This is a genomic window from Kitasatospora sp. NPDC098652 (genome assembly GCF_044760155.1).
Taxonomy (GTDB): domain Bacteria; phylum Actinomycetota; class Actinomycetes; order Streptomycetales; family Streptomycetaceae; genus Kitasatospora.
Window position 1 is genome coordinate 21,638 of the sequence record NZ_JBIWAQ010000013.1, and the last position, 13,201, is coordinate 34,838.

Sequence of the window (13,201 nt, forward strand, 5' to 3'; positions counted from 1 at the left end):
ACGGGCTGCACCCCTGGGGAGGAGGGGCCCTGGTGTCCTGAGTCAGGACACTAGGATCGAGGACATGCAGCCGGCCCTCGCCGTTGACCCCGCCGATGACCCCGGCGACCCCCGCCACCCGGCCGCGGCCGCCGCCCGGGCCGGCGGACTCACCGTCCTCGACCGGGTCGTCACCGACTGCCGGGCCTGCCCCCGGCTGGTCGCCTGGCGCGAGGAGACCGCCCGCACCAAGCGCCGCGCCTACCAGGACTGGGACTACTGGGCCCGGCCGATCCCCGGTTTCGGCCCGCCCGACGCCCCGCTCGTCCTGGTCGGTCTCGCCCCCGCCGCCCACGGCGCCAACCGCACCGGCCGGATCTTCACCGGAGACCCCTCCGGCGACCTCCTCTACGCGGCCCTCCACGAACTCGGACTCGCCAACCGCGCGGAGTCCGTCCGGCACGGCGACGGACTGGAGCTGTACGGCGTCCGGATCACCGACCCGGTCCGCTGCGCCCCGCCCGACAACAAGCCCAGCACCGCCGAACGCGACACCTGCCGCCCCTGGATCACCCGCGAACTGCAACTGCTGCGCCCCACCGTACGGACGGTCGTCGCCCTCGGCGGCTTCGCCTGGCAGGCGATGCTGCCGGTGCTCGCCGACGCCGGTTGGACCGTCCCGCGCCCGCGCCCGGCCTTCGGCCACGCCGCCCTGGTCACCCTCCCCGCCCGGGACGGCGGCCCCGACCTGCGGCTGTACGGCTGCTACCACGTCAGCCCGCGCAACACGAACACCGGGCGGCTGACCACCGCGATGCTCCGCGACCTGCTCCGCGAGGCAGCCGTCTCGGCGGGGCTCAGCCCCCGTTAGGGCGCGGAACCCGAGCGAACCCGAGCGGCCCCGAGTCGAGTTCGAGGACGACCGCCGGCTCGCGCTGCCCAACGGCGACACACGCTAGGTCCCCAGGCCGCGCTTACCCAGGCCGCAGTTCCCCAGGCCGCTGTTCCCCAGGCCGCAGTTCCCCAGGCCGCAGTTCCCCGGGCCGCCTAACCGAACCGCGCCAGCTTCCGGCCCGACGCCCTCGCCCACACCTCCGGCAGCCTGGCCCGGGCGGCCTCCGCCGCCGCCAGCTGGCCCGCGTAGAGCACCCCGCAGGCGAAGGGCTCGCCGGCCGCCGCGGGCCGGGCCGCCAGGGCCGCGGCGGCGACCACCGCGTCCTGGTGCTCGCCCAGCACCTCCTGGACGGCCTTCATCCGCTCCGCGTAGCGCTCCGCCGCCGCGCCGACCGCGGGTGCCGCCGTCTCCCCGGCGTAGCGGGCGCGCTTGGCGGCCTTGCGGGCCTCGTGCAGGGCGACGTCGCGCTCCGCGGGGCCGGCCGCGAGGGCGGTGCGGATCCGGGCGGCGGTGCGGCGCTGTTCCCGGGCCGCGATCCGGGAGAGCTCGGGGCCGGCGGCCCGGGCGGCGCGCGGGCGCAGCGGCGGGTCGGCGAGCAGGGTGGTCAGGGCCTCGGCCAGCGCCCGGCGGCGGGGGCTGTCGAGGGCGGCGACCACCTCGGGCCAGGCCCGGCGGTACTCGGTCCGGCCCCACTCCCGCAGCGCCCCGGCGACCCGCTCCGGCCCGCAGGCCTCCGGCAGTTCGCCGGCCCGGGCGGCCAGCCGTTCGGCGAGCACCTCGCCGTCCCGGGCCCGGCCGAGGGCGGCGCCCAGCCAGCGCAGGTCGGCGACCAGGGTGTCGGTGCTGCCGGGGGCGAGCAGTCGGCGGAAGGTCCGCAGCGCGCTGCGCAGTCGTCGGCAGGCGACCCGCATCCGGTGCACGGCGTCGGGTTCGTCCGCCCTGACGGCGTCGTCCAGTCCGGCCAGCACCACCGCCTGGGCCTCGACGCGGTCGAGCAGCACCCGTCCGACCGTGGTCTCGGGCCTCGCCATGGACGCGCACCCCCTCGTCGGGGTCACCGGTGATGCCTTCCAGGGTAGGCACCGGGCGGCGGGTGTCGACCCGCACGGCCCGGGCGGGCACCGTCACGGCCCGGGCGGGCACCGTCACGGCCCGAGCGGGCACCGTCACGGCCCGGGCGGGCGCCGCCCTCGGCAGTCAAGGGCCGTACGCACCCTCGTGCCCGGCGCCAGGGGCATGGCATACTCCGGAGCGTGCTGACCTCCACCCATGCGACCAGGGCCCTGCGGGCCGCGGTGTTCACCGCGCTCGCCGTGCCGATGGCCGCGTTGGGCCAGGTGGTCATCACCGGTCGCCCGCTGTCGCTGTCGCTGGTGGCCACGGCGAGCGCCGTCGTCTTCCTGGTGGTGGCCGCGCTGGCCGGCGGGGAACGCCGGCTGCTGCACATCACCGCCGTGATGGTGCCGGTCGAGCTGCTGCTGAACACCACCTTCAACCTGGGCCAGACCGCCTGTGGGCCGGTGCTCTCCGAGCATGTGTCCGCGCGCGGGGTGAACCTGCTGGTCTGCGGCGGCGGTTCGGTGGACGGCTCGCTGCTGGGCGGCCCGCTGGGCCACACCGGGGAGCTGGCGCCCGCGGCGACCCAGCTGCTGCTCCTGGTGGTGCACCTGGCGATCGCGCTGGCCGCCTCGGCCTGGCTGCGGCTGGGTGACGCCGCGCTGTCCGGCCTGGCCCGGGCGCTGCGCGCGCTGCGCCAGTCCCTGGCCCGCCCGCTGCGGGCGCTGCTCCTGCTGCTGCTCCCCGTCCCGGTGCGCCCGGTGCTGCGGGTGCCGCTGCCGGTGTCCGACCACGAGCGGCCGCGCCGCGAGGACGTGGTCCTGAGCCCGGCTCCCCGGCGTGGTCCGCCGGTCCTCGCGCCTGCCTGCTGAGCGCGTACCCCCTTCCGTCACCTGAGCGTGCACGGTTCCGTACGCCCGCGGGCAGTGCGCTCGACTCCGCGTTCCTTGCCCCCGCCGCACCCGAGTGCGGCCACCCGCGCGCGCCCGCGCGCCGCGTACAGGAGTTGACTTCCCCATGGCTCAGGACAAGAACAAGAAGCGCGTCAGCGCCCGCGAGCGGATCCAGGAGGCGCAGCGCCGCGAGCAGCAGGCCGCCAAGCGCCGTCAGCTGATCGTCGTGTCGGTCTCCGCCGTCGTCGTGCTGGCCCTGGCCGGCGGTGTCGCGCTCGCGATCAACACCGGCTCGAAGAACGACGACAAGGCGGCCGCGGCCGCCTCCTCGGCCCCGCTGGTCGTTCCGGCCAACGCCACCGGCCCGGACGGCACGGTGATCACCTACGGCAAGGCCGACGCCCCGCACACCATGGAGGTCTACGAGGACTTCCGTTGCCCGGTCTGCAAGCACTTCGAGGCGGCGAACGGCCAGACCGTCAAGCAGCTCACCCAGGACGGCCAGATCAAGGTGGAGTTCCACCTGGCCGCCTTCCTGGACAAGAACCTCGGCGGCAAGGGCTCGCGCACCGCGCTGGCGGCGGCCGGCGCCGCGCTGAACGAGGGCGTGGAGAAGTTCAAGGCCTTCCACGACGTGCTGTACGCCAACCAGCCGGACGAGCGCAGCGACGACTTCGGCGACGTCAACCACCTGCTGGACCTGGCCGGCCAGGTGCCCGGGCTCAAGACGGACGCCTTCGTGAAGGCGGTCACCGACCGGACGTACGCGCCGTGGGCGGCGAAGGTGGCCGACGCGTTCAACAACAGCCAGGTGACCGGTACCCCGACGGTCAAGGTGGACGGCAAGACGATCAACCTGTTCGCGGGCAACACCACCGCCACGCCGGAGCAGTTCACCGCCCAGGTGAAGCAGGCCGCCGGCCTCCAGTAGGCCGCACCGAGCCCGCACCGAGCCCGCACCGAGCCCGTCCCGTCCCGCACCGCACGGCACCACCGGCCCGGCCGAACTCCCGGCCGGGCCGGCCCCTCCCAGCCAGCCACCGGAGTGTGCTGTCATGACCGCCCCGACCACCGTGCACCCCTCCCCGTCCGCCCCCGACACCGCCGGCCGCGGCCCGATCGGCGCGAGCCGGGCCCTCGCCCTCCTGCTGTTCCTCGGCGGACTGGTCGGGCTGGCCGCCTCGGCCGTCCTGACCTTCGACAAGCTCCGCATCCTGGAGAACCCGTCGTACGTCCCCAGCTGCAACATCAATCCGGTGATCAGCTGCGGTTCGGTGATGCGCACCGAGCAGGCGGAGGTCTTCGGCTTCCCGAACCCGCTGCTCGGCCTGGCCGCGTTCGGCGCGCTGGCGGCGATCGGGGCGGGGCTGCTGGCGGGCGCCGCGTACCGGCGCTGGTTCTGGCTGGGCCTGCACGCCGGGACGGCGCTGGGCGTGGTGTTCGTGCACTGGCTGATCGACCAGGCGCTGTACGAGATCGGCGCGCTGTGCCCGTACTGCATGGTGGTCTGGGCGACGGTGGTGGTGCTGTTCTGGTACACCACGCTGCACAACCTGCGCACCGGCGTGATCCCGGTCGGGCCCAGGACGCGGGCGGTGGTCCGGGAGGCGGCGCGCTACCACTGGGCGCTGCCGGTGCTGTGGGCGGCGGTGATCGCCCTGCTGGTCCTGAACCGGTTCTGGTACTACTGGAGCACCCTCGGCTGACCGGCCCGGTCAACCCACGTACCCCGCCGAGTGCAGCAGCACGGCGGCGCCGGTGCGCCGGGCTTCCAGGGCCCCGGTGAGCCGGCGCGCCGCGCAGGGGTGCAGCAGGGCGGCCGCCCGGGCGGGGGTGAAGTAGCCGTGGTCGGCGATCTCCTCCGGCTGCAGCCGGATCGCCGCGCCCGGCTCGACCGCGCCGCCGTCGAACATGAAGTGCACGGCCGGGTGGGCGTGCCGGCCCTGGTCGGGGATCGCCTCGCGCCACTCCACCACCAGCAGCCGCAGCTGGCCCGCCGACAGCCCGGTCTCCTCCCGCAGTTCGCGGGCCGCGCACTCGGCGGGGCGCTCCCCCGGGTCCATCCCGCCGCCGGGGAACTGCCACTGGTCGCGGTAAGTCGCTTTCAGCAGCAGGATCTTGCCGTCCTCGTCGGTCAGCAGCACGCTGCAGCCGATGTAGGCGCGCACTATCCCGGCGAGCCACTCCTCCTCCGTGAGTGCCCAGGTCTCCGTCATCGCGCCTCCTCCGCCGGCCGCTGTCCGTCCCGGCCACTCTGCCGCAACCGCCGCCCCGGCAAAGGTGGTTCGTACCTAATCCACCCGATCGGGTAGCCGTGGCGCGTCCCGGGACGCGTGTCAGCCGAAGACCGCCCGGCGGAAGGCGTTGCGCAGGTCGGTCAGCGGCTGGGTGTTCCGGTCGTGGTGCACCTTGTTGGTGAGCAGCAGGGCCCAGCGGCCCTGGCGGCGGGAGACCCAGCAGCCGGTGCCGGTGAAGCCGTAGTGGACGAAGGTGCCCTCGGCCGGGTCGGTGCCGGCCGAGAACAGCCAGGACAGGCCGCGCGCGGGGGCCAGGCCGCCGGTCTGCTCGCGCAGCGATTCGGTGATCCACCGCCCGCCCCACGGGAGTTCGGGCGGCGGGGCGAGCACGGCGGCGAGGAAGCGGGCCAGGTCGCGGGCGGTGGAGAAGACGCCGGCGTTGCCGGAGACGCCGCCGAGCAGCCGGGCGGAGGGGTCGTGGACGACGCCGCGCAGGTGGGCGCCGGTCGGCTCGTGCCACTCGGTGGGCGCGGTCCGGGCGGTCTCCGCGGCGCCGAGCGGCCCGTACCGGGTGTCGGTCATGCCGAGCGGCCGCCAGGTCCAGCGCTCGGCGAGGACGTCCAGCGGCGCGCCGCCGAGGTCCTCGACCAGGTAGCAGAGCAGCACGGCGGCGCGGTCGGTGTACTCCACGGCCGCCCCCGGCGCGCGGTGCAGCGGGGCGGCCAGCACCCCGGCCCGGATCGCCGCCGGCTCCCGCCCGTAGAGCTGCTCGAAGCGGGTGTACGGCAGCAACCCGGCGGTGTGGGCCAGGAGTTGACGGACCGTCACCGAGCCGACGGGCCGCCCGGCGGCGGACGGCCACCAGTGGCCGAGCGGTTCGTCCAGCGGCAGCCGGCCGGACTGCCACAGCACTCCGGCGGCGGGCCAGAGCGCCACCACCTTGGTGAGGCTGGCGAGGTCGTACAGGGTGTCCGGCCCCGGCACGAGCCGCGCGTACGGGCCCTGCCCGAGGGTGCCGTGGCTGCCGCCGCCGAGGGTGCCCCCGGCGTCGCCGACGGCCCAGACGGCGCCCGCGCCGACGGCCCGCAGGCCGGCCAGGACCAGCCGGTCCAGCTCCCCGCCGGGCGCGGCCAGGGCGGGGAGGCGTTCCGCTTCGGGGGCTCGGTGGTCCACCCCGGATGTCTACCCGGGGCGCCCTCCGCTCAGACCGCCGCGGGGAGTTCCTTGCCGAGGCAGATGCTCTGCGGGTGGTCCTTGTAGATACCGAACTTGCGGATCGCCGTGTAGCCCTCGGAGCCGTACAGCGCGATGGCCTCGGGCTGCTCGCTGCCGGTCTCCAGGATGACGCGGGTGTGCCCGGCCTCGGCGGCGGTCTCCTCCAGGCGGTGCAGCACCGCCCGGGCCAGGCCCCGGCCGCGGGCGGCGGGGACCACGAACATCCGCTTGAGCTCGACGTCGCCGTCGCGCAGCCCGTCCGGGCCGGCCTGCTTGGCCCGCCAGCCGCCGCAGGCGACCGGCCGGCCGTCCAGGTAGGCGATCATGAACAGGCCGGCCGGGGCCTCGAAGTCCTCCGGGTGCATCACGGTCTCGTCCGGGTCGCCGTAGCGGCGGACGTACTCCTGCTGCACCTCCGCCGACAGGGCCTGCGCGTCGGGGTGGGCGTACCCGGTGATGCGGAACTCGACGGTGCTGGTGGCCTGCTCGGCGGTGCTCTCCATGGTGGAAAAGCCTACGACTCGGCCTCAGCGACCCTCGAACCGGGCGAGCAGCTCGGTCTTGCCGAACATCGCGGCGGCGTCGACCGCGGACGGGACGCCGGCCCTCGGGTCGGCACCGCCGGCCAGCAGGGCCTCGACGACGTCCGTGCCGCCCTTGAAGACGGCCCCGGCGAGCGGGGTCTGGCCCTTGTCGTTGGCGCGGTTCGGGTCGGCGCCGCGCCGGAGCAGGGTTTCGACGGTGGCGGCGTGGCCGTGGTAGGCGGCCAGCATCACCAGGGTGTCGCCGCTGCCGTTGGTGAGGTCCGCGGAGACCCCGGCGTCGAGCGCGGTGGTCAGGGTGGCGGTGTCGCCGGCCCGGGCGGCGTCGAAGAGCTTCCCGGCGAGCGCGATCACCTCGGCGTCGGGGGCATCGGTCATGGCGGACTGCCTTTCCAGAGGGATGACGAGGGCTCGTGCGTACCGCACCGTAGCGGCCGGAGCCGCCGCCGAACCAGCGGGCGTCCGGATTCCGGACGACGGCCCCACCGGCCCGGGACGCGGTACGACGTGCGGCCGCGCGGGTCGCGCCGCCGTTCGAGCGAACTTTCGGGACCCCCCGGAAACTTCCCGCCCACCCCCCGGGAATGCCTCGCGGCACCGGCCCCACCCGGATCCGCCGCGATTCCGAGCCCCCACCCCGACCGGTTCGCACACCGCCGTCCGGCCCACCCGAAGGCCTTGAACGGCAGAACCACCCGTTTGCACCGTTCCATCATCTATTACTTTTTGTCACGATTAGGGCACTTTAAGTAACACTGTCCCCCGTCCCCCTCCCCGAGGAGCAGAAGTGATCCTCTCGATTTCCGGCATCGTCCTGTTCGGCACCATCGCCTTTCTGTTCTTCCGCAGGGACGGACTGAAGGTCTCGCACGCCATCGTCTGCGCCCTCTTCGGCTTCTACGTCGCCGGCTCCTCGATCGCCCCCAGCATCACCGCGGGCGGTGCCAGCCTGGCGAGCCTGCTCGGCGGCATTCGGTTCTAGGCGCCGCCTCTCCCCCACCGGCCCGGGCGCGGATCCCACCGCCCCGGGCCCCGTCGTACCACGAGCAGTCCCCCCTCACCCCACCCGTCCCACTCGTCCGGGGAGTCACGGAATGCCGCTCCACCGCCATCTCGGCAAGGGCCGCGAGTTCGCCCGAACCGCCGGGGACCACGCCACCGACATGTTCGCCCCGCTCACCGTGATCGGCCGCGGGCTGCGCCACCACGCCGGCTGGGCCAAGGGCCGCTGGCAGGCCACCCCGAAGGAGCGGCGCGGTCCGACGCTGTTCCTGTCGGCCGCCGTGCTGATCGGCATCTACCTGCTGCCGCACGGCCTGCTGTTCGCGCTGGTCGGCCTGATGGCCAGCGCCGCCTGGGCCGGACGGGCCCCCAAGGCGGCGCCCGCCCCGCCCGCGCCCGACGTCGCCGACGTCAAGCTCGCCGCCCTCTACTCGGCGCTCACGCCGTACCTGTGCGGCCCCGAGGACGCCAACCCGCTGTACCACTTCGAGGGCAGCTACAAGAACGCCTTCGGCTCCTGGGAGTTCGACGGCGAGGGCCGGCTCTCCCGGTTGGAGCTGAGCTACCCCGCGTACTTCACCGACACCGAGCCCGCCGCCCGGGCCCGGATCGAGCAGGTCGTCCAGGGCAAGGCCGGCCGGGCCCGGGAGTACCGCTTCGACTGGGACGAGGAGTCCAACCGGCTGCGGATCACCGCACTGGCCCCGCTGCCCACCGACATCACCGCCCAGCGCTTCGTCGCCGCCCCGGGCGAGATCGTGCTCGGCTTCACCGACGAGGACGGCACCGCCCGCACCATCCCGGTCCAGCAGGGCGGGGCCACCGCCCAGCAGCCGCCGGTGGTCTGGCGCACCGGCCCGCGCTCCTCCGAGCCGCACCTGCTGGCCCTCGGCGTCGCCGGCTACGGCACCTCCAGCCTGATCCGCTCGATCGCGCTCCAGGCGCTCCCGTACGCCGACCTGGTGGTGGTCGACGGCGCCGGCACCGGGGAGCACGCCTGCCTGGTCAACCGGCCCGGCGTGCACACCGTGGAGACCAGCCTGCACGGCGCACTGGCCGCCCTGGAGTGGGCCGCCCGGGAGACCGAGCGGCGGCTCGCCGCGCTGAACACCGCCCGGCACACCGGCGCCGCGCTGCCCGAGGACCTCACCCGGCCGCTCTGGCTGCTGCTGGACCACCCGACCGAGCTGGGCGAGCTCGCCCGCGCCGAGGGCCGCCCCGACCCGCAGGAGCTGCTGGAGCTGCCGCTGCGGCACGGCCGGGCCGCCCGGGTCACCGTGGTGATCGCCGACGACGTCGAGGCCCGGGACCGGATCACCCCGACCGTCCGGGCCACCACCCGGGCCAGGGTGCTGCTCGGCCCGGCCGGGCCCGAGGAGGGCCACGCCGCGCTCGGCGCACCGTTGGACATCGTGCCCGCCGCCCACGCCCCGGTCGGCCGCGGCTACGCCCGGATCGGCAACGGCGCCCCGGTCCGGCTCCAGGTGCCCGCCACCGTCGACCCGCTGGACGACGAGGCCCCGGCCCAGCTGCGCGACGCGGTGATCGCCCTGCTGCCGCACCGCGACAGCCGGACCGAGCCCGCCTCCGAGGCGCCGCCCCGCCCGGACCGCCCGCCGGTGGTCCCGGCGGACGCCGCCCCGCCCGTCCGCCCGGTCGACCTCGGCAAGACCGAGCCGATGATCCGTTCCCGACCGATCTCCTGACCGCCCGGGAAGCGGGGGCGACCGGCGCCGCGAAATCGCCGACCGGTACGCTCGTCACAGAAAGTCCGCACGATCACCAGATGTGAAATAGGTGACACCTGGGGTGATATCACCGGCCAGATGTGACAAATCGGGCGACGGTGGGTACAAACAGGGGCGGCACGACAGACGACGCATGTCCCGGGACGGGAATCTTCGTCGGAAGCCGAGCGTTGACCGAACGACGAAGAACAGCGACCAGAACAGCGACCACTAGTCCTGTGGGCCATAAGCCCGGGAGGCACGATTCATGAGCGAGCGAGCTCTCCGCGGCACGCGACTCGGGGCCACTAGCTACGAGACCGACCGTGGTATCGATCTGGCCCCGCGCCAGACCGTCGAGTACGCATGTCAGAACGGACACCGATTCGAGGTTCCTTTCTCGGTCGAGGCCGAGATCCCTCAGGCTTGGGAATGCCGCTTCTGCGGTCAGGAGGCGGTTCTCCTCGACGGTGACGAGCCCGAGGAGAAGAAGACCAAGCCCACGCGCACCCATTGGGACATGCTGATGGAGCGCCGGACGCGCGAGGAGCTGGAGGAGGTGCTGGCCGAGCGGCTGGCCGTGCTCCGCTCCGGCGGGATGAACCTCGCGGTGCACCCGCGTGACACCCGCAAGAGCGCCTGACACGACTCGCTCCCGCCGCGAGCGGGAGGACGCGAAAAGGGACCCTGGTCACCAGGGTCCCTTTCGCGTTGTCCGGAGCGGTGCCGTCCGGCCGGAGCCGCATTGACGCCGTTCGCCGGAGCCGCGTTCACCGGCCGGGTCAGCGGCGGCTCCGGACGGGTCAGCCCGCGATCGGCGGGCGGTAGGTGGTGTCGGGGCCCTGCGGCCCGGGCGGACCGGTCTCCGGGTCGACCACCTCGCCCTGGATGACCTTGCCGTCCGGGCGGTGGATGCGCATCTGCTCCTGCAGCCGTATCGCGTCCGCGAAGGCGTCGGAGCCGACGGTGGCGGTGCTGCGCATCGCCTTGTCCGCGATCCTGCGGCCGGCCGCCCGCCACAGCGCCCTGGTCGGCGGGAACAGCAGGGTCAGGGCGACCAGGTCGGACAGGAAGCCCGGCACGATCAGCAGCAGTCCGGCCCCCACCGTCATGCTGGTGCCGGTCTGCGGCTGCTCGGACTGCGGGTTCTTGCTCTGCTCGATCGCCGCCGACAGGGCCTTGAGCCCGGCCCGCTTGATCAGCGAGCCGCCGATCACCGCGCCGGCGATGAGCAGCAGCAGGACGGTGAGGCCGCCGAGCCAGGAGGCCACCTGCACCAGCAGCCAGATCTCCAGCACCAGCCAGGCGGTGAACAGCAGCGGCAGCACCCGGCGGAGCCTGCTACGCGGGGCCGGACGGGCGGGGGTAGCTTGCTGGGTCACGGTACGAATCCACTCCAAGCGGTGCTCTGCGCGCCGCACGGGAGGTCCGGGCCGGCTACGGCACCACCTGGTCCAACGATTCCGCGGCGGCCGGTGTTCCGTCCGCGGCCTTCCTGCAGCGGCCGACCAGCAGGGCGGCGGCGCAGGCCAGCAGGCCGCCGACGGCCAGCGTCCACTCCGGGACGGCGCCGACCCGGTCGGCCACCGTGGTGCCGTCGCGCAGCGGGACGGTGGCGGACAGCTCGGCCGGGGTCAGCTCCTGGGTGCGCTGCTCGACGGTGCCGTCCGGGGCGATCACGGCGCTGATGCCGCTGGTGGCGGCGATCAGCACGGCCCGGCCGTGCTCGACCGCGCGCAGCCGGCTCATCGCCAGCTGCTGCTCGGGTTGGCCGGTCTCGGCGTAGGTCGCGTTGTTGGTCTGCACGACCAGGACGCGGGCGCCGCTGTCCACGGTGTCCCGGACGATCTCGTCGTAGGCCACCTCGAAGCAGATCACGTCGCCGATCCTCGCCGGGCCGAGCTGCATCACGCCGTTGTGGTCGCCGGGGTAGAAGTCGCGGGCGACCCGCTGGAGGCGGGTGATCACCTTCATCAGCTGGGCCCGGAACGGCACGTACTCGCCGAACGGGACGGGGTGCTGCTTGGTGTAGGAGGCGCCGGGGCCGGTGACCGGGTCCCAGACGATGCCCTCGTTCTGGACGTGCTGCGCGTCCGGGCCGTCCACCAGGGTGCCGACCAGGGTGGGCACGCCGACGGCCTTGACCGCCTCGTCGATGCGCTGGCGGGCCAGCGGGTCGCTGAACGGGTCCAGGTCGGAGGAGTTCTCCGGCCAGATCACCACGTCGGGGCGCGGGACCTTGCCGGCCTGCACGTCGGCGGCGAGCCGCTCGGTGGCCGAGGCGTGGTTGTTGAGCACCATCATCGGGCGGCCGAGGAAGTCCATGCCCGGGTTGGGCACGTTGCCCTGGACGATGGCGACCTTCACCGTGTCGGCCGCGGCGGTGGGCACCGGCACGAGGAAGCCGGCCAGCAGCACGGCCACCGCGCCGAGCGCCGCCAGCGCAGCCGCCTTCGGGGCCCGGCCCGGCCCGCGCAGGCGCAGCGCCGCCCAGGCGAGCAGGGTGCCGGACAGGGCGACGGCGAAGGTGACCAGGGGCGCGCCGCCGAGGGCGGCCAGCGGGGTGTACGGCGTCGCGGTGTTGGCGAAGGCCAGCCGGCCCCAGGGGAAGCCGCCCAGCGGCAGCCGGTCGCGCGCCCACTCCTGGGTGACCCAGAGGGCGGCCGCCCAGAACGCCCAGCCGGGCAGCCGGGAGGTGAGCGCCAGCGCCCCGCCGAGCAGGGCCAGGAACAGCGCCTCGATCACCGACAGGCCGACGGTCGCGTCCCAGCCGACCACCCGCAGCCAGCTGAGCAGCATCAGGAAGAAGGGGAGGCCGAAGGCGAAGCCCGTCCAGGCGCCCTGGCGGAAGGTGCGGCCGCGGGTGAGCAGCGACAGCGCGGCCACGCCCAGCAGCGACAGCGGCCAGAGGTCGTACGGCGGGAAGGCGAGCGCGAGCAGCAGGCCGGACAGCGCGGCGAGGCCGGTGCGCGGCAGGCCGGCCCGGACCTTGGCGAGCGCGCGGGCCAGGCGGCCGGGGGCCGGGGCCGGTTCCTGCGGCTCGGGAGCGGTCCCGGACCGCTCCTGGGTGACGGGCATGGCCACCGGCGCACCATCTTCCTGAGGCTTGCTGTTAGGACGCTGTGCGAAGAAGGTACCCCGGAACGTCGCGGGCGCGTGAGGTCAGGGTGCTGGGCCGGTTCGGGGGGGTGGGGTCAGCGCTCCGAGTAGCGGAAGCGCCCCAGCGGCCAGTGGTCGGTGAGCCATGCGGAGACGGCGCGGTACAGCGGGGCGTCCAGCTCGGCGCGGTCGGCGCGGACCCAGGAGCTGACCGAGACCAGGGAGGCGTCCTCGCGGTCCGGGTAGATGTAGACGCAGCCGATCACCTCGTCCCGGTCCGGCTCCAGGACGGTGTAGGTGAAGCCCCGGCGGGCCTCGAAGTCGGCGGCGTGCCGGCGCAGGTCGGCGAGGTTGTCCGCCAGGGACATGCCGTCGGCGGGCGGCCAGCCGCGGCCGGCCCAGCCGGGGGTGGCGCGGATGTGCTCGATGCTGCCCGTCCAGGCGGCGTGGTCGGAGGCGTTGTGCTGCTCGCCCAGGGGCTCCAGGCGGAACTCCGGGGCGAGCAGCTCGCGCGGGACGGTGAAGTCGGCGGGGACGATCTCGGTCATGGTCGGCA

15 protein-coding genes are annotated in these 13,201 nt (G+C 74.6%); 7 read left to right on the forward strand and 8 right to left on the reverse strand.

All coding sequences use genetic code 11. The features are described 5' to 3' along the window. Positions 1-64: 64 nt before the first annotated feature. A complete protein-coding gene (locus tag ACIQWA_RS25760; RefSeq protein WP_360239790.1) occupies positions 65-850 on the forward strand; it encodes a uracil-DNA glycosylase in 786 nt (261 codons plus the stop codon). A gap of 176 nt (positions 851-1,026) precedes the next feature. Here ACIQWA_RS25760 and ACIQWA_RS25765 read toward each other — a convergent pair whose 3' ends face one another. Further along, the gene (locus ACIQWA_RS25765) at positions 1,027-1,905 is read right to left on the reverse strand and encodes a CHAD domain-containing protein (RefSeq protein ID WP_402486313.1); all 879 of its coding nucleotides are present in this window, start codon (positions 1,903-1,905) and stop codon (positions 1,027-1,029) included. Between the two features lie 222 nt (positions 1,906-2,127). Between ACIQWA_RS25765 and ACIQWA_RS25770 the strand changes: the two genes are divergently transcribed. From ACIQWA_RS25770 to ACIQWA_RS25780, 3 genes are all read left to right on the forward strand, one after another. Continuing rightward, complete coding sequence (locus ACIQWA_RS25770) at positions 2,128-2,802, forward strand: hypothetical protein (protein WP_402486315.1); 675 nt, start codon at positions 2,128-2,130, stop codon at positions 2,800-2,802. A gap of 145 nt (positions 2,803-2,947) precedes the next feature. Next, entirely contained in the window at positions 2,948-3,754 is an 807-nt protein-coding gene (locus ACIQWA_RS25775) for a thioredoxin domain-containing protein (protein WP_360239802.1), read from the forward strand. 124 nt (positions 3,755-3,878) lie between these two features. After that, a complete protein-coding gene (locus tag ACIQWA_RS25780; RefSeq protein WP_402486318.1) occupies positions 3,879-4,529 on the forward strand; it encodes a vitamin K epoxide reductase family protein in 651 nt (216 codons plus the stop codon). Positions 4,530-4,538: 9 nt separating this feature from the next. On the opposite strand, the gene ACIQWA_RS25785 is transcribed toward ACIQWA_RS25780, so the two are convergent. The 4 genes from ACIQWA_RS25785 to ACIQWA_RS25800 all read right to left on the reverse strand — a co-directional run bounded on the left by ACIQWA_RS25785 (position 4,539) and on the right by ACIQWA_RS25800 (position 7,195). After that, a complete protein-coding gene (locus tag ACIQWA_RS25785) occupies positions 4,539-5,039 on the reverse strand; it encodes an NUDIX domain-containing protein (protein ID WP_402486321.1) in 501 nt (166 codons plus the stop codon). A gap of 120 nt (positions 5,040-5,159) precedes the next feature. Beyond that, positions 5,160-6,233 carry a serine hydrolase domain-containing protein gene (locus ACIQWA_RS25790; RefSeq protein WP_402486324.1) on the reverse strand — a complete coding sequence of 358 codons (1,074 nt, stop codon included), beginning with the start codon at positions 6,231-6,233 and terminating at the stop codon, positions 5,160-5,162. 29 nt (positions 6,234-6,262) lie between these two features. Continuing rightward, positions 6,263-6,778, reverse strand: coding sequence for a GNAT family N-acetyltransferase (locus ACIQWA_RS25795; protein WP_360239814.1), 516 nt, complete (start codon positions 6,776-6,778; stop codon positions 6,263-6,265). A 24-nt stretch (positions 6,779-6,802) separates the two neighbouring features. Then, complete coding sequence (locus ACIQWA_RS25800) at positions 6,803-7,195, reverse strand: ankyrin repeat domain-containing protein (RefSeq protein WP_402486328.1); 393 nt, start codon at positions 7,193-7,195, stop codon at positions 6,803-6,805. A 409-nt stretch (positions 7,196-7,604) separates the two neighbouring features. Between ACIQWA_RS25800 and ACIQWA_RS25805 the strand changes: the two genes are divergently transcribed. The 3 genes from ACIQWA_RS25805 (at position 7,605) to ACIQWA_RS25815 (ending at position 10,189) form a co-directional block, all read left to right on the forward strand. After that, positions 7,605-7,799, forward strand: a complete 195-nt coding sequence (locus ACIQWA_RS25805; RefSeq protein WP_097238968.1) for a hypothetical protein — start codon at positions 7,605-7,607, stop codon at positions 7,797-7,799. A 112-nt stretch (positions 7,800-7,911) separates the two neighbouring features. Further along, a complete protein-coding gene (locus ACIQWA_RS25810; protein ID WP_402486331.1) occupies positions 7,912-9,525 on the forward strand; it encodes a hypothetical protein in 1,614 nt (537 codons plus the stop codon). Positions 9,526-9,814: 289 nt separating this feature from the next. Then, entirely contained in the window at positions 9,815-10,189 is a 375-nt protein-coding gene (locus tag ACIQWA_RS25815; protein ID WP_350506367.1) for an RNA polymerase-binding protein RbpA, read from the forward strand. Between the two features lie 160 nt (positions 10,190-10,349). Here ACIQWA_RS25815 and fxsA read toward each other — a convergent pair whose 3' ends face one another. From fxsA to ACIQWA_RS25830, 3 genes are all read right to left on the reverse strand, one after another. Next, the gene (fxsA, locus tag ACIQWA_RS25820; protein ID WP_402486334.1) at positions 10,350-10,928 is read right to left on the reverse strand and encodes an FxsA family membrane protein; all 579 of its coding nucleotides are present in this window, start codon (positions 10,926-10,928) and stop codon (positions 10,350-10,352) included. A gap of 55 nt (positions 10,929-10,983) precedes the next feature. After that, a complete protein-coding gene (gene lnt / locus ACIQWA_RS25825) occupies positions 10,984-12,624 on the reverse strand; it encodes an apolipoprotein N-acyltransferase (protein ID WP_402486337.1) in 1,641 nt (546 codons plus the stop codon). 116 nt (positions 12,625-12,740) lie between these two features. Next, positions 12,741-13,193 carry an N-acetyltransferase gene (locus tag ACIQWA_RS25830; RefSeq protein WP_402486340.1) on the reverse strand — a complete coding sequence of 151 codons (453 nt, stop codon included), beginning with the start codon at positions 13,191-13,193 and terminating at the stop codon, positions 12,741-12,743. Positions 13,194-13,201 lie beyond the last annotated feature (8 nt).

Bases quoted from the DNA above. Each gene is read 5' to 3' on its own strand.
- ACIQWA_RS25785 (WP_402486321.1), bottom strand. From the start codon at position 5,039: ATGACGGAGACCTGGGCACTCACGGAGGAGGAGTGGCTCGCCGGGATA.
- ACIQWA_RS25780 (WP_402486318.1), top strand. From the start codon at position 3,879: ATGACCGCCCCGACCACCGTGCACCCCTCCCCGTCCGCCCCCGACACC.
- ACIQWA_RS25830 (WP_402486340.1), bottom strand. From the start codon at position 13,193: ATGACCGAGATCGTCCCCGCCGACTTCACCGTCCCGCGCGAGCTGCTC.
- ACIQWA_RS25810 (WP_402486331.1), top strand. From the start codon at position 7,912: ATGCCGCTCCACCGCCATCTCGGCAAGGGCCGCGAGTTCGCCCGAACC.
- lnt (WP_402486337.1), bottom strand. From the start codon at position 12,624: ATGCCCGTCACCCAGGAGCGGTCCGGGACCGCTCCCGAGCCGCAGGAA.
- ACIQWA_RS25800 (WP_402486328.1), bottom strand. From the start codon at position 7,195: ATGACCGATGCCCCCGACGCCGAGGTGATCGCGCTCGCCGGGAAGCTC.
- ACIQWA_RS25765 (WP_402486313.1), bottom strand. From the start codon at position 1,905: ATGGCGAGGCCCGAGACCACGGTCGGACGGGTGCTGCTCGACCGCGTC.
- ACIQWA_RS25795 (WP_360239814.1), bottom strand. From the start codon at position 6,778: ATGGAGAGCACCGCCGAGCAGGCCACCAGCACCGTCGAGTTCCGCATC.
- ACIQWA_RS25775 (WP_360239802.1), top strand. From the start codon at position 2,948: ATGGCTCAGGACAAGAACAAGAAGCGCGTCAGCGCCCGCGAGCGGATC.
- ACIQWA_RS25815 (WP_350506367.1), top strand. From the start codon at position 9,815: ATGAGCGAGCGAGCTCTCCGCGGCACGCGACTCGGGGCCACTAGCTAC.
- ACIQWA_RS25760 (WP_360239790.1), top strand. From the start codon at position 65: ATGCAGCCGGCCCTCGCCGTTGACCCCGCCGATGACCCCGGCGACCCC.